Source organism: Pseudoalteromonas sp. MMG033 (genome assembly GCF_057197785.1).
In genome coordinates this window covers 667,249-683,354 of sequence record NZ_CM170070.1, presented here as the reverse complement: position 1 = coordinate 683,354, position 16,106 = coordinate 667,249, and the positions used below count along the sequence as shown (strand labels likewise).

Below are 16,106 nucleotides of genomic sequence, written 5' to 3'. Positions count from 1 at the left end.
TTAGATGAAAGAGTCTGTCTATCGTAAGTTAGAAACCCTAGTCGAGCGTCATGAAGAAGTAGAGGCGATGCTAGGCGATCCAGAAGTGATTGGCGATCAGAACCGCTTTCGCGCACTTTCTAAAGAGTACTCAGAGCTTGAAGATGTTGTAAAAACATTTACTGCTTATCAGCAAGCACAAGAAGATGTCGCTACAGCAGAAGAGATGCTAAAGGATTCAGATCCTGATATGCGTGAAATGGCGCAAGAAGAATACAAAGAAGCCAAAGCGGCGATTGTTGAGTTAGAAGATCAACTACAAGTATTGATGCTGCCAAAAGATCCAAAAGACGATAACAATGTTTATCTAGAAGTACGTGCAGGTACCGGAGGTGATGAGGCCGCAATTTTTGCAGGTGACTTATTCCGTATGTACAGCCGCTACGCGGAAACGCAAAAGTGGCAAGTAGAGGTCGTAAGCGCTAACGAGGGTGAACACGGCGGTTATAAAGAAGTCATTGCCAATATTAAAGGTGATGGGGTGTACGGCAAGTTGAAGTTTGAGTCAGGCGCGCACCGTGTACAGCGTGTTCCAGAGACAGAATCACAAGGTCGTGTTCATACATCAGCATGTACTGTTGCTGTGATGGCTGAAATCCCTGAGGCGGAAGCCATTGAGATTAACCCTTCAGATCTAAAGGTTGATACTTTTAGAGCGTCAGGTGCCGGTGGTCAGCACGTTAACAAAACAGACTCGGCAATTCGTATAACTCACATTCCAACAGGTGTTGTTGTTGAATGTCAGGATGAACGTTCTCAGCATAAAAACCGTGCTAAAGCGCTATCTGTACTCGGTGCGCGACTACAGCAGGCTGAAGACGAAAAACGTCAAGCGGCTGAGGCGAGCGAGCGTCGCAACTTAGTGGGTAGTGGAGACCGCTCTGAGCGCATTCGAACTTATAACTATCCTCAAGGTCGTATCACGGATCACCGTATCAATTTAACTTTATACCGTTTAAATGAAGTAGTTGGTGGTGAGCTAGGCGCGATTATTGACCCGCTTCTTCTTGAGCACCAAGCAGACCTATTGGCTGCGATGGGTGATGATTAAGGTGAGCCCTATCTCCAATGCCCAAGCAATCGCTTGGGCAACTCAGCAACTAATTGAACATTCTGATTCCCCAAAACTTGACGCCGAAGTCCTCTTACTACACATTCTCGATAAGCCCCGTAGTTACTTATTTACCTGGCCTGAAGCCGAGTTATCTGACGAACATCATCAAGTTTTTATAGCGCACATCGCAAGGCGATTAGAAGGAGAACCTGTTGCGCATATTACCGGTGAGCGTGAGTTTTGGAGTCTCCCCTTTTATGTCAACAACAGCACTTTAATTCCAAGGCCAGATACAGAAACCTTGGTGGAGTATGCCCTTGGCTTGGCATTGCCTCATACCGCAAAGGTTTTAGATCTAGGTACTGGTACTGGCGCCATTGCGCTGTCATTGGCCAGTGAAATGCCGTCTTGGCAAGTGTGGGCAGTGGACTATTCACAAGATGCTGTGGCGTTGGCAACTCGCAATCAACAAAGACATGCATTGAACAATGTCACTATTGCGCAAAGCGATTGGTTTTCAAATGTGCCAGAACAGCAATTTGATTTGATTGTCAGTAATCCGCCTTATATCGAAAACAACGATGTACATTTAACCCTAGGGGATGTGCGTTTTGAACCCTTGTCTGCTTTAGTTTCTGAAGAAAATGGCTACGCAGATATACGCCATATTGCTTCACAAGCAAGAGAATATCTAAGTTCAGATGGTTTTATTATGATAGAACATGGCTTTGAGCAGGGTGAGGGCGTAAGAGAGATTTTTGCACAAATGAACTATCGCAATATACTTACAATAAAAGATATGGCAGGCTGTGATAGAATAACTTTGGCACAGATGCCTGAGTGATGCGTTGAATGCATTAATATTTTTAATTTATAGCCCGCGTCAAATAAGCGTTAAGGACTCTCTATGGATGATTTTTTGTTTTCAGATGAGCCAACTGATGTCATAGAAACAGAACAAAGTGGCACTTGGAAAGTTATCATTGTGGATGATGAACCTGAAGTACATGCTGTCACTAAACTTGCGTTAAGTGACTTCGAATTTCAAAAGAAGAAACTTGAATTTCTCAGTGCATATTCTGGAGAGGAAGCAAAGCAGGTGGTGACTGATCACCCTGACGCAGCGATTGTATTGCTTGATGTGGTGATGGAAACCGATGATGCCGGTTTAAAGGTTGCTCAGTTTATTCGCGAAACTGCCAAGAATAATAACATTCGCATCATCCTAAGAACCGGACAACCAGGGCAAGCACCAGAGAGACAGGTCATTGTGAATTATGATATCAATGACTATAAATCGAAAACTGAACTGACAGCGCAGAAACTCTTTACTGTGGTGATGTCTAGCTTGCGCTCTTATCGCGATATCTTATCAATTGATCAATCTCGTCAAGGTCTAGAAAAAATTATCACAGCGTCTCGCGATATTTTCGCAACGCACTCGATTGAGCAGTTTATCGAAGGCGTAATGCAACAGCTTACCTCATTATTGGGTACTGTTGATGAAGCCATGTATGCAACGTCTTTGGTGGCCAGTAATGAACCAGACACTTGCAGTGAAGACTTAGTGGTGTTTACAGGCCGAGGTGAGTTTGCAAAGAGTGAAGGCAAACCCATTCAAGATGTTTTAAATGAGGAGCAAATTCAAGCGTGTAAAAAGGCGCTGAATGAAAAAAGCATTGTTTACAAAGACAATTACTTATTCTCGTACTGTTCAAGTGAGTATAATCACGCATCTATGCTGTTCGTCTCTGGGATCCCTGAGTTTTTAACTGATACGCAAAAGCATTTAATCGAAATATTCTCGCAAAATGTACAACTGGCTTACGAAAATGTGCAGTTACAAGCGGAAATTGAAGATACCCAGCAGGAGCTAGTTTATCGTCTAAGTGAAGCTTTAGAGATGCGCTCAACGGAGTCTGGCAATCATGTCAAACGTGTAGCTCATATTTGTCATGCACTTGCTGTTGGATATGGATTGGGTAATCGAGAAGCAGATTTAGTACGCATTGCCTCGCCACTTCATGATGTCGGCAAAGTGGGCATTCCAGATGCGATATTAAATAAGCCTGCCAAATTGGATGAGCAAGAATGGACGGTAATGCAAAGTCACGCTAAAAAGGGCTATCAGTTGTTGCGAGATTCCAAACGCGAAATTGTCAACGCAGGTGCACTTATTGCCAGAGACCATCATGAAAAGTGGGATGGCACAGGCTACCCCAAAGGCACTAAAGGGGAAGATATACACGTGTTCGGCCGCATTGTAGCGATGGCCGATGTATATGATGCGCTGCGTCATCGCCGTTGTTACAAAGAGGCATGGGACTTACCTGAAGTGGTCAAAGAGATTAATAATCAAAGTGGTAAACATTTTGACCCTAAATTAGTCACCGTGTTTAACGAAATTATTGACGATCTGGAAGTCATTTTAGCGCGCTACCCAGACAAACAGTGAGGCGAATGTGGATTACCTTTTTTTAAAGCATACTCATATGATGTTTGCAGTCCTAAGCATTGTACTTTTTTATACGCGTTCAGTGTCGCGTTTAACTACGGGCAAATTGGCCAATAATAAAGTTTTGTTTATTACCAGCCATGGCGTAGACACATTATTACTTGTTTCTGCTGTTTATTTGGCGGTGACCTTGGGCATGAAACCATCATCTCAACCTTGGCTGATGGAAAAAATAATACTGGTCGTTGGGTATATTGGCTTAGGTTTTGTGGTCGCTAAATCAAAACATAAGTCAAAACAAATTCCTGCGCTGATCGGTGCCACTGCTGCACTACTTGCCATCGGCTACCTCGCGAGCACAAAAAACGCCTTCATTCTTTAATCTAGGTTAATAAAGCCTAAGTCATGTGGCTAGCTAACCTGCTAGTTACGTGGCTGTGAGTAAAATTTCCCCTTGGGTATGGACTAAAAAGTGTTACACTAGCGGCTTATTATTTTCACATGGGTTTGCAGTACAGTCTATGACGGATACTTGGTTTGATGAACAACAAGAATTAGGTATGGATTATACCGTGCCACCATTGCTTCGTAGTATTTATGCAGAGCAGCGATGGGATGCGCAAGCCGACACCGAGCAAACGCTATGTCTCTTGGCTGAGTTAGAACTGGCGGTTGATGAGATGCGTGTGAAGGAAAAAGATGCGCACAAGCGTATTGATTTAATACTTGATACTTTTTACACCAAATGGCTATTTAGTGGCACAGGCCAAAAGGTTCCTGAGTATTTATTAAATAACGTGGGCTATGTGCTTAAAATGCGCAGCGGTACAAGCACTGCATTGGCGATTTTACTGGCACATCTACTAGAGCGCGCTGACTTTAATGCCACGGTTGCCCTCATGCAAAATGAAGTGGTAGTGCATATCGCGTTAAGTAGTGAAGAAGGCTACATCATAGATCCAAGTTCTGGACAGCAATCTTGGTATATCACCCCTGAAAATGACGGCGAAAAAGAGCAAGAACCATTAGAGTTAGTGATGGGGGATGAAGCGTTCAAGCTTTATCTAGCCCAGCAAAAGTGGTCGTTTATTGCTGCTGAGAAATTCAGCCATGCATTGAGTTGTGTTGAGCTTCTGATGGAGCTGCTGGGTGATGACCCATACGAAAGGCGAGATAGAGGGTATTTATTGAATCAACTTAATTGCCCTAAGATGGCCAAAGATGATCTACAGTATTTTGTAGATGAATGCCCTGATGACCCCACCATTGAGATCATACAGAATCAAATAGAAGAGCTTGCTGATCACAACAACATATTGCATTAACAATAAAGTGTGAATGAGAGCCTCATAAGTTGAATGTATTGGGGCTTACACAACAGCAAGTTTTATCTCACTATCGACTAACCGCGAGTAGTCAAATTACACATAAGACTATATGCTCTAAAGACTTTATCACTGCTTGTGGCTGAACTAAGTGCCTATATCAACGTATCATTATAAATTCGCTATCTAGCATGGCGATGTGTACAGCGATAAATAGCGTGTTGATCAATTAGGTACTATGCTGAACTATCATAATAAGTTGGCCTTAAAGCATATATCAATATGTGTGCTTGGTAATTAAGTTACGTGGTTGCTTTTTACCAGTTTAAATTGGATTGAAATATGAATACACAGATTATAAAAGTTGGAAACATTGAAGTTGCAAACGATAAACCGTTTGTTTTATTTGGCGGTATGAATGTACTTGAATCACGCGATTTAGCGATGCAAATTGCTGAGCATTATGTTGAAGTCACCTCAAAGCTCAATATCCCTTATGTTTTTAAAGCATCTTTTGATAAAGCTAACCGCTCATCCATCAATTCGTACCGTGGTCCGGGTATGGAAGAAGGATTAAAAATTTTTGAAGAAATAAAAAAGACGTTCAATGTGCCTGTGATCACGGATGTACATGAACCGTTTCAAGCTGCACCTGTAGCCGAAGTTGCAGATGTGATCCAATTACCAGCATTTCTTGCTCGTCAAACAGATTTAGTGGTTGCAATGGCAAAAACCGGCTCTGTCATTAACGTCAAAAAACCACAGTTTTTAGCCCCGCATGAAATGCGTCATATCATTAAAAAGCTGAATGAGGCGGGCAATGACCAAGTTATTTTATGCGAGCGAGGCAGTAGCTTTGGTTACAACAACCTAGTCGTTGATATGCTGGGTATGGATGATATGAAACACATGGCGCCAGTCATTTTTGATGCGACGCATGCGCTGCAGCGCCCAGGTGGTCGTGCTGATTCAGCAGATGGGCGTAGAGCACAAGCGGCAGAGCTGGCACGCAGTGGTATGGCGCTGGGCTTAGCTGGATTATTTATCGAAGCTCACCCAGATCCAAATGTCGCTAAATGTGATGGTCCGTGCGCGCTGCCTTTAAATAAATTGGAAGGCTACCTGAAGCAAATGAAAGCGGTTGACGAGTTAATCAAAAGCTTTGATGCGCTAGATACCAGCGCAAGCGTTTAATTTGCCTATTTAGTTAGGCCGGGCAGTGACCATAGGATGGTGGTTGCCCAACGATACAACAACATACAATATAACAACATGTAAAGGCGTCCTGCTATGGCAAGAAGGTTACCACCACTGAATGCTTTAAAAGCGTTTGAAGCAGCAGCCAGGCACTTAAGTTTTACTAAAGCCGCTGAAGAATTATTCGTGACACAAGCGGCTATCAGCCACCAAATAAAAACGCTTGAAGAACACTTGGGGTTAAAGCTGTTCCTCAGAAAAAATCGTTCTTTGCTTCTGACAGAAGAGGGGCAAGGGTACTTTTTAGATATAAAAGACATCTTTTCACAACTTATTGATGCAACTGAAAAACTGCTAGCGCGTGGCGCGAAAGGGTCACTCACTGTGAGCTTAACACCGAGCTTTGCAATACAATGGCTGGTGCCAAGGTTAAGTAAATTTAATGAGTTATTCCCAGATATCGATGTGCGGATCAAAGCCCAAGATCAAGATGAAAACTCGCTGACGGATGACGTTGATGTGGCAATCTATTATGGTCGTGGCAACTGGAGCGGCGTGCAAACTCACAAATTACACACAGAGTATTTAGTGCCTTTGTGTAGCCCTTTGTTGCTTAACGGACCAAAGCCGCTTGATCAACCTAGCGATTTGGCAAACCATAACCTGTTGCATGATACCTCTCGTCGCTCTTGGAAGTCCTGGCTCAAAACTGCTGGTGTGCGAAATGTACCTGCTAACACAGGGCCTATTTTTAGCCACTCATCGATGGTGCTACAAGCGGCTGTGCACGGCCAAGGTATTGCATTGGGTAATAGTGTGTTGGCAAAACCAGATCTGGATGCTGGGCGCTTGGTTATTCCGTTCAGCCATAGCTTAGAAAGTAAAAACGCATATTATCTTGTTTGCCGAGAGTCTCAGGCGGAACTGGGTAAAATCGTGTCGTTTAAAGATTGGATGCTCAGCATGGTTGAGCAAGAACAAATATAACAAGGTACTTTAACTATGAGTGATAAGGTCGTCATTGAATGGCACAAAGCCCAGAACCCTGTGGCACAGTTTGTATTTGCCCATGGTGCAGGCGCAGGGTGTGATTCAGACTTTATGCAAGATATGGCGGCTAAGCTCGCTGAGCAAGGCATTGATGTTGCGTTATTTGACTTTGAATATATGGCTACGGCTAAAGCACAAAACAAAAAGCGTCCGCCGGACAGAGCGCCCAAATTACTAGCGCGTTACGAACAGGTTTTATCACAGCTTGATAGTGCGTTACCGATATTTATCGGCGGTAAATCAATGGGTGGACGTATGGCGTCTATGCTGGCATGTGAGACAGCCGCTAAGGTCAAAGGCGTGATTGCTTTTGGTTATCCATTTCACCCACCGGGCAAACCTGAAAAGTTAAGAGTTGAACACTTTGGTGATATTCCATGCCCGTTTATAGTGCTGCAGGGCGAGCGAGACACATTTGGGAATAAAACCGAAGTGAGCGCACTGCAACTAGAAGCAACACCTGAGTATTTTTGGCTGCCTGATGGCGATCATTCATTGAAGCCACGTAAAGCGAGTGGCTTAACTGAGGCGCAAAATCGCGACGCCGCGGCACAAAAAACTGTGCAATTTATTCGAGATATTTGCCATGGCTAAACTATTTTTATTAGCAGGCAGTGTCTTTTGCATGTTGTCAGTGGCATTAGGGGCGTTTGCTGCCCATGGTCTGAAGCACCATGTGAGTGACTATGCTGTGGGGATCTTTAAGACGGCGGCACAATATCAAATGACACATGGTTTAGCCCTTATTGCTGTGGCGCTGTTGATAAAATGGGGCATGCAGCTTAAATGGGCAGGCTTTGCTTTTATAGTGGGTATTTTGCTATTTAGTGGCAGTTTATATCTATTGGCCCTGACTGGTGCAAAGTGGCTAGGGCCTATCACTCCTATCGGTGGAGTGTGTTTTATTATTGGTTGGCTCATACTGATTGTTAAAGCCGCTAAGCAACCTCTTTAATTTGGAAATATTGAAACAATGTCGAGTGTAGTTATTTACTGTCGTAGCGGTTTTGAAAGTGATGCGGCTGCTGAAATTAATCACCATGCAATGCAACAAGGCGTTGCTGGGTACGTCAAAGCCAAACCAAATACTGGGTTTGTGACCTTTGAGTGTTATGCCAAAGAAGAAGCAGAGCGCTTGGTTAAGCAAATCGATTTTAAAAGCTTGGTATTTGCAAGACAGTGGTTTGCCGGCACTTTGCTGACAAACATGCCACTTGAAGATCGTGTTGGCGAGATCAAGCAATGTGTCGCGGATTTCCCGCTGTGTGGAGATTTACGTGTAGAAACACCTGATACAAACGAAGGCAAAGAGTTGTCGAAGTTTTGTAAAAAGATCTCGACGCCATTGGCTAAATCCCTTGAGAAGCAAAATAAGCTAACGCGTAACGTGAAACCGCAAAAGCCTGTGCTGCATATTTTGTTTTTAGCAAATGATACGGCTTATGTGGGCTATTCGTTTAGCGACAATAACTCGCCATTTTTTATGGGGATCCCGAGGCTTAAAATGCCCGCAGATGGTCCAAGCCGCTCGACGTTAAAATTAGATGAAGCATTCAATGTCTTTTTAACCAAAGAGCAGGCTGAAGATCGTGTCCGCCCAGGCATGCGTGGTGTTGATTTAGGCGCTTGTCCAGGAGGGTGGACCTATCAACTAGTGAGACGCGGTATGTTTGTCGCGGCCATTGATAACGGCCCAATGAACGACAAATTGATGGAAAGTGGTCAAGTAAAGCACTTTCGAGAAGATGGCTTTAAATACCGCCCAGAAAAGCGCAACATCGACTGGTTAGTGTGTGACATGGTTGAAAAACCAAGTAAAGTAACGCAATTGATGATCGATTGGATAGTGAATGGCTTTGTTAAAGAGTTAATATTTAACCTCAAACTACCAATGAAAAAGCGCTTCGATAGTGTCTACGAATGTTTGCAGCTAGTTGATGATGAGCTGGCACATTACAATGTCGGTTACAAGCTACAAGCCAAACATTTATATCATGACCGCGAAGAAGTCACAGTACATATTCAGGTTCTAAAAGTCCCGCAAAATTTGTATAGCTAATCGTTATTTTTTAGCCACAAGGATGTGGCTTAAACCACCTCCCAAACGCCACATACGCAGAAGAAATATTTTGATACATTGTTGGTGTGATTACTTACTATCAATGTGTTGTCTTTTAATACTGATTTTATCTTTCCCTCAGTGTCTTTTCATTCTACGCCTTTAGTCTAATTTATATACAGAACTTGTTTTGTTTATTGCTACATTGGAAACGTCGCATGCTGGAGCGTGTCGGGTTTGGATAGTGGTAGGACGCTGTGTGACCAATAACAATAACATGTAAGGACAGTACGATGGATAATAAAGAACAAGAGTTAGTGTTACAGACAACAGAGCAAACATCTCGCCGAAGCTTTTTGAAAAAGTCATTGGCGGTAGGTGGTGTGGTTGGCGCTGCGCCTTTGGCAATGCAATCAACCTCAGCGGAAGCCCGTGGGGAATATGGTCAATATCATAAGGTGTTTGGTAATGATCCGCGTTATATCTCTATGTTACTGGGCTCTAATATGCGCTTTTTGAGCCAGCCGACGTATATCGGGGCTTGTAGCTCTGCCCATGAAGTCTATATGGCTGCCCGTGATGCGATCACACAGGGTAAACGCATCACGGTACGCGCAGGTGGGCATTGCTATGAAGGGTTTGTTGATAATGATAATGGGGTGGTTATCGACATTAGTAATATGGATCGTATTTATAAAGACGGTGATTATTATGTGGTGGAGGCGGGGGCTAATTTAGGCCATACCTATAAAACCTTATTCAAAGAGTTTGGCAAAATAATACCAGCAGGGTCTTGTTTTGGTGTCGGGATTGGTGGCCATGTGTGTGGCGGAGGGTTTGGTGTACACTCTCGTCAATACGGCTTGTCGAGTGATTATTTGGCAGGCGTCGAGCTGGTGGCATTTAATGAATGGGGCGGACAGGCAACGTATCCGCGTAAATACTTTAAAGGCCAATCCGCTCAGGCAGATGAAATTGTCTGGGCGCACCAAGGCGGTGGTGGCGGTAACTTTGGCATCGTAACCAAATACTTTTTCAAAGACTTACCTGACGTACCTGCCTTTATTCATACACAAGAGGTGTCACTTCCGTGGGCAAGCTTAGACTATCCGCAATTTGCAGCCTTGATTAAAAATTACGGCGAGTTTTGGACCAAAAATAATGGCCCAGAAAGTCGTTTTAATGCACTGCATACATCCATGTCTATGCCAAAATCGGTTGGTGGTGGGGGCAGCATTCGCTTGCAGTTATTCTGTGCAGGAAACCCCGGATTAATTGATGAGTTTTTGGATGCTATTTTCTCTGCGGCGCAATTGGCACAAGCCAAAGTCGGTTTGCGTACATCCGACCACATGGGGATCCAGAGCCAAGAAGATGCGCCGCCAAGGCCCACGCCGCCGGGCAGTTACTTTAGCTTGCCTTGGTGGTATGGCACACAGTATGCGGCTGGGCCATTAATAGGCGCGCGAGGTAAAAACAAGTCTGCTTATATGAATAAGCCCTTTCCAGAAACGCAAATTCGTACGTTGTGGGATGAGCTCAGACATGGTGACTATTTAAATCCAAGCGGTACGTTGCAGTTGTCATCGTATGGCGGACAAATTAATGCGCTATCATCCGAAGATACAGCGGTGTCACATCGTCGCTCTGTGATGAAGCTGCAATATCAAACCTATTGGTTTGACCCAAGCCAAGATCCGTATCACTTAGGGTGGATGAGCAGCTTTTATCATAAGATGTATGGTGAAAAAGGTCCGGTGCCTGATGGTGTTATGGATGGCTGTTATGTCAACTATGCAGATATGGATATTGTGAATTGGCAATATCTATATTACAAGGACAACTATCCTAGGCTACAGCAAGTCAAACGCTTACTCGATCCGACTAACCGCTTAAATCATGGTCAGTCAATAGAAGTGTAAGTTAACGGCGAAGGTAATCTGTAAGGCAAATAGATGACTATTTGCCTTACTTTTTGATTATTGAATTCTAATTGATTGGTTTTTAATAGGATATTTGTCAGTTAATAATTGCGCAATTATCTTATCGCTTGTGATTTTTTATTTTGACAGACTATTTTAAGTTGCCCGTGTTTTGCTGATTTGTACTATTTGTGGCGACTTTAATTAGGAGTAAAAAATGTTAAATCTTAAAAAGCGTAAACTAAAAGCCCTTTCACAAGATGCTGCTGTGATCCCATCAAAAATGACAAAGCAGGTTGGCGGTGCTGATGGCGCGTATGTGAATGTGGGTAGTGATCAATTCGCTACTGTCACGCCACATGGGACGATCATTCAAACGGGCCCAACGGATCCTGATGGTCCTTACACTGGCACCATTACAAACCCGAGTATCATCACGGGTCCTGGTACGATTGGTACAAGCAAATACTTCTAAACTTGCTTAAAAACGCGATGTGCAAGCACTGATGCACATCGCTTATTTGAGGTTAATAGATGTTCATACAGTTTGCATAAAATGTGGTGGTTGCCGGCCAATCGCTAAACACGCCTTTAACGCCAACTTGCTTAGCTAATACATCCAGTACTCTATAGACGTCACCTTCATTGCTAATGGCATCCTTAAGTCCTTGGTAATACCAACCGCCATCTTGAGAAATCAAGCCTGAACGCTCAAGTGTCCAAGTGATGAGTTCTAAATTTGCCGCCTTAGCTGCTTTTGCATATTGGGAAGGCACAATGTTGCCTTGTGCATCTAAAGTTAATAGCACCCAAAGTGGCGGGGCAATAATGTTGATCCCACTGGCTTTAATGTCACTCATCTTTGGTTGCCATGTGCTAGAGTCATTCGGGTCAAAACGAGCATCACTATATCGACCATCTAAGTAGATGCCTTGCTTACCAAAGCGGGTGTTGTGACGCCAATATTGCACATCCTCGATATTGAATGATTGCGGAAGCACCTTGCGCGACGACACACCTGCCGCGCGATATTCATTAATCATCTTTTGCGCATAATCTTGTTGAGTCATGCCCTTAAATGGCATATCTACCGCTGGTGCTTTGAGCTCGGGTGTCATTTTTACGCGTAACGATTGAAACAGCTCAATACTCTGTGCATGGGTCATTAACGTACCTGTAGCTGAATATAGATCTGTACGCCAGCCCGCAGTGCCTTTGACGTATTGCTCTGGAGATTGCGCTTGTGGATTGGCGCCGTCCATTTTGCCTTTGAGCTGCATAAACTCATCGAGTGTTAAGTCCGATGTGCAGCACTTTGCACTGGCAGGTGCGCCAGTCTCTGGATTCGCAGGAGTGAAAGGCTGACTGCATTTTGCGGCTAGCTCCGGGCGCAGCAAAATATCTGTACTGGTATGTAAGTCACACTGTGCATGGCGACAAACTAGCTCTTTATCCTTGGTAAAGGTGACATCGCACTCCAATACACCAGCGCCCATGCGCGCGGCCGCGAGATAAGATTCTTTGGTATGCTCAGGAAATTGTGTCGGTGCGCCACGGTGACCAATCGAAAAGTTACTCTTAAAGGCAGGCCTGTTAGCACATCGAGACAACTTGTTTTTTAAGGCACTCGGTGCCATTTGGTCGACTAAATAAAACGGGCGAGGGCCAAGTTGTGCACTGGCATATGAATAGGCACTGCTAAGCAGTGCCGTAGTAAGTACGATATTAGTTAAAAATTGCATAACGTCCCAGTAAAGTTGTTTTTTTGCCTATTATGGGGATGAATTATGACGATTGTATGAGCTGTTAGCGGTAGTTACCGCGATAATTTTCTACCCAAAGCTTGGTTGCACCACAGACTGCCGCAGGCATCACAATCAGATTAACAAACGGAATAGCCGTGAGCACAAACACCGCAAAGCCAAAGCCATAAGAGAGCCCTTGTTGGCTTTTAAGGTCTTGTTTCATTTGTTTAAAACTGATTTTGTGGTTATCAAACGGATAGTCATTATATTGCACGTTATACATCCAGCAGGTAAAGAGGATCCATAAAATTTGGCCTATCACAGGTAACATCCACAGCATTAAAAAGAAAATAACCGCACGAGGCAGGTAGTAACAAAGCTTGGTCCACTCTCGGCCAATCATACGAGGCACATCTTTTACGATATCCGCAAACCCCTCATCATTGATCGGTTGGCCTGTTAGGTGTAGTTCTACTTTTTCAGACAATAAGCCATTGAATGGCGCCGCGATAAAGTTGGTGATAACTGTAAACACCATACTGTAGCTGAACAGTATAATTAAAATCGCTAAGGGCCAAAGCAACCACTCGAGCCAACTAAGCCAGCTTGGCAGGGCACCACTTAAATATTCAAAACCTTGTGTTAACCAATCAAACAAGAAAAACAACGAGCCGCCGAATAACACAATGTTGATCAATAGCGGAATAAAGACGAATCGCTTTAACCCTTTTTGCCCCAGCATTGAAAAGCCAGCGATAAAGTATTCCATCCCTTTGGTAATTTGCATAAGTAAACTCTAAATTGGGAACAGTTAGAGTCTATTATAATCGTTATTATCATTTTAGTGCGTGATTTTTCTTACTGACTGATCCGGTGAAAGGCTTGAAATTCAACGAGTCGCGTACTTATGTCACACTCTCTTACAATTATCTTAGGTACAATTTCGTAGTTTACCCCTTGTAAACCCATGGGTGAGTCCATACACTAATTAGTAGATTATTGTGGAGAAGAAAACAGCATGCGCGTCTTTCACCTATTGTTTGCAGTCAGCTTAGCGACGTTACTTTGTGTAACGGCGACAGGCACGCATGCAGCAGAAGAAAGGCAGCAAATCATCGAGCTAATCGCTGACTTTGACGTTCAGTATTTAGACGTTGATATTGATGAAGCATTGCCGTTTAGTGTGTCAAAGAGCGCACAGTTTGACGCCGACAAAGCGACGTCTGCTTTCTCTTCAGAGTTTAGTTCGCAACCTCACAGTACCCGCATTCGAGCACCACCGGCTTTTTAATCCCCTTTTAAAACAACATTATTAGTTTCTATTAATCGTCGTGAGGTGGATCATGAGCTTTTATCATGCACTAAAAACTGCTGCTATAGATAGTGGCGCTGTAACGAATAACGCGTTCAATGTGGCAACGGGCCATACCAAAACGTTTGCACAATTACCTGCTGAGCAATTTCTTCGTCCTTTGCCAGCGATACATATCGACATTGACGCCAGTTTGGACGATGCCACGCTGGTACTTAATAAAACACATCAAGCCGCAGCCTTGGTTGTTAACGCTGACTCTGAGCCAGTAGGGCTTATCTCATTAGCGCAACTTGGCAGTCGTAACGTGCTTGAAACGGCGCAAAAGAGGGGCCTCAGTCGCGGCGAACTGACGGTATCTGACATGATGGTGTCAATCAATTCACTGCGTCAGATCTCAACTGCACAAGTGGTTAATGCGCAAGTTGGCGATATCAAAGAAACGATTGAAGCTGATGGAATAGCTTATTTATTTGTACAAAATAGTCAGAAAAAAGCAGTGGGCTATTTTGATATCATTGACCTAGTTAAAAATAGTAATGGCATGATCTCAACACTCAAACCATGCCATGATTTTAAAGATGTGGTGGCGCAGCTACTGCACAACAAAGAAATGTAACAGTTCCCCCAAAGTTAATGTAAATTAAAGCCAAGGCATCTAAATGATGCCTTTTTTAATGCCTATTTGATAACTTAAGGGAGTTTGACATTGTGACGTTTGGCATACCAATAAAAGAGCGGCAGCTCGATAATCGTAAAGCTTACTAAAGTAAACCACGCCCAGCTTACTTCAAAAAAGAATAAGGTAAATTCAACGCCCGAAGCAAAATAAACGGAACCTGCAATGCCCAAAGAGATAATGGATGCAATAAAGTCTTGCGTTGAAATCTTTTTAAAGTCGTTACCTGCATATCTGGGGGATATCGCAAAATACGCGATAAATAGAATGGTAATATTTAACAGGATAATGTGAAGCTCTGCAGACATAACTACGTCTCAACTCAGGTTTTGGGCATGTGATATCAAAAGTATCACTTTATAATGTGGCATTATTGTAATCATACTTTTATGTGAGTGCAAAGTAAGCTCAAAGAGGAGAATTTTGTTTATTTGTAGCGCATCCCATTGCGTCTTAGGCAATTACACTGCCTTTTATTCTATATTGTGTATATACTTCGCTTCTTAACCAAATGAGGTGTGTATGCTGTCTAAAAATCAACAAAAACTTGTTCGCGCTCTGGCACAAAAAAAATACCGTAAACAACATGGTTTGTATCTTGTTCAAGGTGAAAAAAATGTCTTGGAATTGCTACAAGCCAATGTTGAAGTGCAGCAAATATTTGCGACACCTCAATTTATCAGTGCACATCAAACTGACTTAAAGCAGTGTCCAGTCACAGAGTGTGATGAGCAGGGGCTGAGCAAAGTGAGCACCTTAGTCAGTAATAATGCAGCGATTGCCATCGTGCCTGTGCCTGAAGAAAAACAAATCGACAAAAGTGGCTTGGTGTTGGCACTGGATGGGGTATCCGATCCGGGCAATTTGGGTACGATTATTCGTTTAGCTGACTGGTATGGGCTTAATCAAGTTGTGGTCAGTGAAGATTGTGCAGATCACTTAAATCCAAAAGTGATCAGCGCAACTATGGGGTCGTTTGTCCGTGTGAATGTGATTAGGGCAGATCTTGCACAGTTTTTAAGTGCGTATAACGGGCCAATATACGGGGCGTATTTAGATGGACAGAGCGTGCATCAAACGGCATTTTTACCACAAGGTGTTTTGGTGATGGGCAGTGAATCTCATGGGATCCGTGAACAAGCAGGCCAGTATATTAATCAGCCGATTACCATTCCAGCCTATGGCCAAGCTGAATCGCTCAATGTGGCCATGGCGACGGGTATCATACTTGATAACTTCCGCCGTGCAATTTAATGTACAAGTGTTGTT

At 43.5% G+C, this 16,106-nt stretch carries 18 protein-coding genes; 15 read left to right on the top strand and 3 right to left on the bottom strand.

The window, feature by feature from the left end; all coding sequences use genetic code 11:
* Positions 1 to 4 precede the first annotated feature (4 nt).
* The 12 genes from prfA to AC2CZC_RS03175 all read left to right on the top strand — a co-directional run bounded on the left by prfA (position 5) and on the right by AC2CZC_RS03175 (position 11,576).
* On the top strand, positions 5 to 1,090 hold the full coding sequence (gene prfA / locus AC2CZC_RS03230) for a peptide chain release factor 1 (protein ID WP_063360590.1): 1,086 nt from the start codon (positions 5 to 7) through the stop codon (positions 1,088 to 1,090).
* On the top strand, positions 1,083 to 1,937 hold the full coding sequence (prmC, locus tag AC2CZC_RS03225) for a peptide chain release factor N(5)-glutamine methyltransferase (RefSeq protein ID WP_484583802.1): 855 nt from the start codon (positions 1,083 to 1,085) through the stop codon (positions 1,935 to 1,937). The genes prfA and prmC overlap by 8 nt, the downstream gene beginning before the upstream one ends.
* A gap of 63 nt (positions 1,938 to 2,000) precedes the next feature.
* The gene (locus AC2CZC_RS03220; protein ID WP_484583801.1) at positions 2,001 to 3,548 is read left to right on the top strand and encodes a DUF3369 domain-containing protein; all 1,548 of its coding nucleotides are present in this window, start codon (positions 2,001 to 2,003) and stop codon (positions 3,546 to 3,548) included.
* A 7-nt stretch (positions 3,549 to 3,555) separates the two neighbouring features.
* Positions 3,556 to 3,930, top strand: a complete 375-nt coding sequence (locus tag AC2CZC_RS03215) for a SirB2 family protein (RefSeq protein WP_237135938.1) — start codon at positions 3,556 to 3,558, stop codon at positions 3,928 to 3,930.
* A gap of 139 nt (positions 3,931 to 4,069) precedes the next feature.
* Entirely contained in the window at positions 4,070 to 4,873 is an 804-nt protein-coding gene (locus AC2CZC_RS03210) for a tetratricopeptide repeat protein (RefSeq protein WP_484583800.1), read from the top strand.
* A gap of 342 nt (positions 4,874 to 5,215) precedes the next feature.
* Complete coding sequence (kdsA, locus tag AC2CZC_RS03205) at positions 5,216 to 6,067, top strand: 3-deoxy-8-phosphooctulonate synthase (protein ID WP_484583799.1); 852 nt, start codon at positions 5,216 to 5,218, stop codon at positions 6,065 to 6,067.
* 96 nt (positions 6,068 to 6,163) lie between these two features.
* Positions 6,164 to 7,057, top strand: coding sequence for a transcriptional regulator GcvA (locus AC2CZC_RS03200; protein ID WP_063360586.1), 894 nt, complete (start codon positions 6,164 to 6,166; stop codon positions 7,055 to 7,057).
* 15 nt (positions 7,058 to 7,072) lie between these two features.
* The gene (locus tag AC2CZC_RS03195) at positions 7,073 to 7,714 is read left to right on the top strand and encodes an alpha/beta fold hydrolase (RefSeq protein WP_484583798.1); all 642 of its coding nucleotides are present in this window, start codon (positions 7,073 to 7,075) and stop codon (positions 7,712 to 7,714) included.
* Complete coding sequence (locus tag AC2CZC_RS03190) at positions 7,707 to 8,075, top strand: DUF423 domain-containing protein (protein WP_063360584.1); 369 nt, start codon at positions 7,707 to 7,709, stop codon at positions 8,073 to 8,075. Before AC2CZC_RS03195 ends, AC2CZC_RS03190 begins: the two co-directional genes overlap by 8 nt.
* 18 nt (positions 8,076 to 8,093) lie before the next feature.
* On the top strand, positions 8,094 to 9,179 hold the full coding sequence (gene rlmM / locus AC2CZC_RS03185; RefSeq protein ID WP_484583797.1) for a 23S rRNA (cytidine(2498)-2'-O)-methyltransferase RlmM: 1,086 nt from the start codon (positions 8,094 to 8,096) through the stop codon (positions 9,177 to 9,179).
* Positions 9,180 to 9,472: 293 nt separating this feature from the next.
* Entirely contained in the window at positions 9,473 to 11,101 is a 1,629-nt protein-coding gene (locus AC2CZC_RS03180) for an FAD-binding oxidoreductase (protein WP_484583796.1), read from the top strand.
* Between the two features lie 217 nt (positions 11,102 to 11,318).
* Positions 11,319 to 11,576 carry a hypothetical protein gene (locus tag AC2CZC_RS03175; protein WP_484583795.1) on the top strand — a complete coding sequence of 86 codons (258 nt, stop codon included), beginning with the start codon at positions 11,319 to 11,321 and terminating at the stop codon, positions 11,574 to 11,576.
* 52 nt (positions 11,577 to 11,628) lie between these two features.
* Here the strand turns inward: AC2CZC_RS03175 and AC2CZC_RS03170 are convergent, their stop codons facing one another.
* A complete protein-coding gene (locus AC2CZC_RS03170; protein ID WP_484583794.1) occupies positions 11,629 to 12,843 on the bottom strand; it encodes a glycerophosphodiester phosphodiesterase family protein in 1,215 nt (404 codons plus the stop codon).
* A gap of 64 nt (positions 12,844 to 12,907) precedes the next feature.
* Positions 12,908 to 13,633, bottom strand: a complete 726-nt coding sequence (cysZ, locus tag AC2CZC_RS03165) for a sulfate transporter CysZ (RefSeq protein WP_484583793.1) — start codon at positions 13,631 to 13,633, stop codon at positions 12,908 to 12,910.
* Positions 13,634 to 13,864: 231 nt separating this feature from the next.
* Here cysZ and AC2CZC_RS03160 point away from each other — a divergent pair, with 231 nt between their 5' ends.
* Positions 13,865 to 14,137, top strand: coding sequence for a hypothetical protein (locus AC2CZC_RS03160; protein WP_063360578.1), 273 nt, complete (start codon positions 13,865 to 13,867; stop codon positions 14,135 to 14,137).
* A gap of 52 nt (positions 14,138 to 14,189) precedes the next feature.
* Entirely contained in the window at positions 14,190 to 14,777 is a 588-nt protein-coding gene (locus tag AC2CZC_RS03155) for a CBS domain-containing protein (protein WP_484583792.1), read from the top strand.
* 74 nt (positions 14,778 to 14,851) lie between these two features.
* Here AC2CZC_RS03155 and AC2CZC_RS03150 read toward each other — a convergent pair whose 3' ends face one another.
* A complete protein-coding gene (locus tag AC2CZC_RS03150; protein WP_484583791.1) occupies positions 14,852 to 15,145 on the bottom strand; it encodes a hypothetical protein in 294 nt (97 codons plus the stop codon).
* A 214-nt stretch (positions 15,146 to 15,359) separates the two neighbouring features.
* Between AC2CZC_RS03150 and AC2CZC_RS03145 the strand changes: the two genes are divergently transcribed.
* Positions 15,360 to 16,091, top strand: a complete 732-nt coding sequence (locus tag AC2CZC_RS03145; protein WP_484583790.1) for a TrmH family RNA methyltransferase — start codon at positions 15,360 to 15,362, stop codon at positions 16,089 to 16,091.
* Positions 16,092 to 16,106 lie beyond the last annotated feature (15 nt).

Excerpts from the sequence above, each read along its gene's own strand:
- rlmM (WP_484583797.1), top strand. The coding sequence starts at position 8,094 with ATGTCGAGTGTAGTTATTTACTGTCGTAGCGGTTTTGAAAGTGATGCG.
- AC2CZC_RS03200 (WP_063360586.1), top strand. The coding sequence starts at position 6,164 with ATGGCAAGAAGGTTACCACCACTGAATGCTTTAAAAGCGTTTGAAGCA.
- AC2CZC_RS03210 (WP_484583800.1), top strand. The coding sequence starts at position 4,070 with ATGACGGATACTTGGTTTGATGAACAACAAGAATTAGGTATGGATTAT.
- AC2CZC_RS03195 (WP_484583798.1), top strand. The coding sequence starts at position 7,073 with ATGAGTGATAAGGTCGTCATTGAATGGCACAAAGCCCAGAACCCTGTG.
- AC2CZC_RS03160 (WP_063360578.1), top strand. The coding sequence starts at position 13,865 with ATGCGCGTCTTTCACCTATTGTTTGCAGTCAGCTTAGCGACGTTACTT.
- AC2CZC_RS03155 (WP_484583792.1), top strand. The coding sequence starts at position 14,190 with ATGAGCTTTTATCATGCACTAAAAACTGCTGCTATAGATAGTGGCGCT.
- prmC (WP_484583802.1), top strand. The coding sequence starts at position 1,083 with ATGATTAAGGTGAGCCCTATCTCCAATGCCCAAGCAATCGCTTGGGCA.
- AC2CZC_RS03150 (WP_484583791.1), bottom strand. The coding sequence starts at position 15,145 with ATGTCTGCAGAGCTTCACATTATCCTGTTAAATATTACCATTCTATTT.
- AC2CZC_RS03175 (WP_484583795.1), top strand. The coding sequence starts at position 11,319 with ATGTTAAATCTTAAAAAGCGTAAACTAAAAGCCCTTTCACAAGATGCT.
- AC2CZC_RS03145 (WP_484583790.1), top strand. The coding sequence starts at position 15,360 with ATGCTGTCTAAAAATCAACAAAAACTTGTTCGCGCTCTGGCACAAAAA.
- AC2CZC_RS03180 (WP_484583796.1), top strand. The coding sequence starts at position 9,473 with ATGGATAATAAAGAACAAGAGTTAGTGTTACAGACAACAGAGCAAACA.
- cysZ (WP_484583793.1), bottom strand. The coding sequence starts at position 13,633 with ATGCAAATTACCAAAGGGATGGAATACTTTATCGCTGGCTTTTCAATG.
- prfA (WP_063360590.1), top strand. The coding sequence starts at position 5 with ATGAAAGAGTCTGTCTATCGTAAGTTAGAAACCCTAGTCGAGCGTCAT.
- AC2CZC_RS03220 (WP_484583801.1), top strand. The coding sequence starts at position 2,001 with ATGGATGATTTTTTGTTTTCAGATGAGCCAACTGATGTCATAGAAACA.
- kdsA (WP_484583799.1), top strand. The coding sequence starts at position 5,216 with ATGAATACACAGATTATAAAAGTTGGAAACATTGAAGTTGCAAACGAT.
- AC2CZC_RS03190 (WP_063360584.1), top strand. The coding sequence starts at position 7,707 with ATGGCTAAACTATTTTTATTAGCAGGCAGTGTCTTTTGCATGTTGTCA.
- AC2CZC_RS03170 (WP_484583794.1), bottom strand. The coding sequence starts at position 12,843 with ATGCAATTTTTAACTAATATCGTACTTACTACGGCACTGCTTAGCAGT.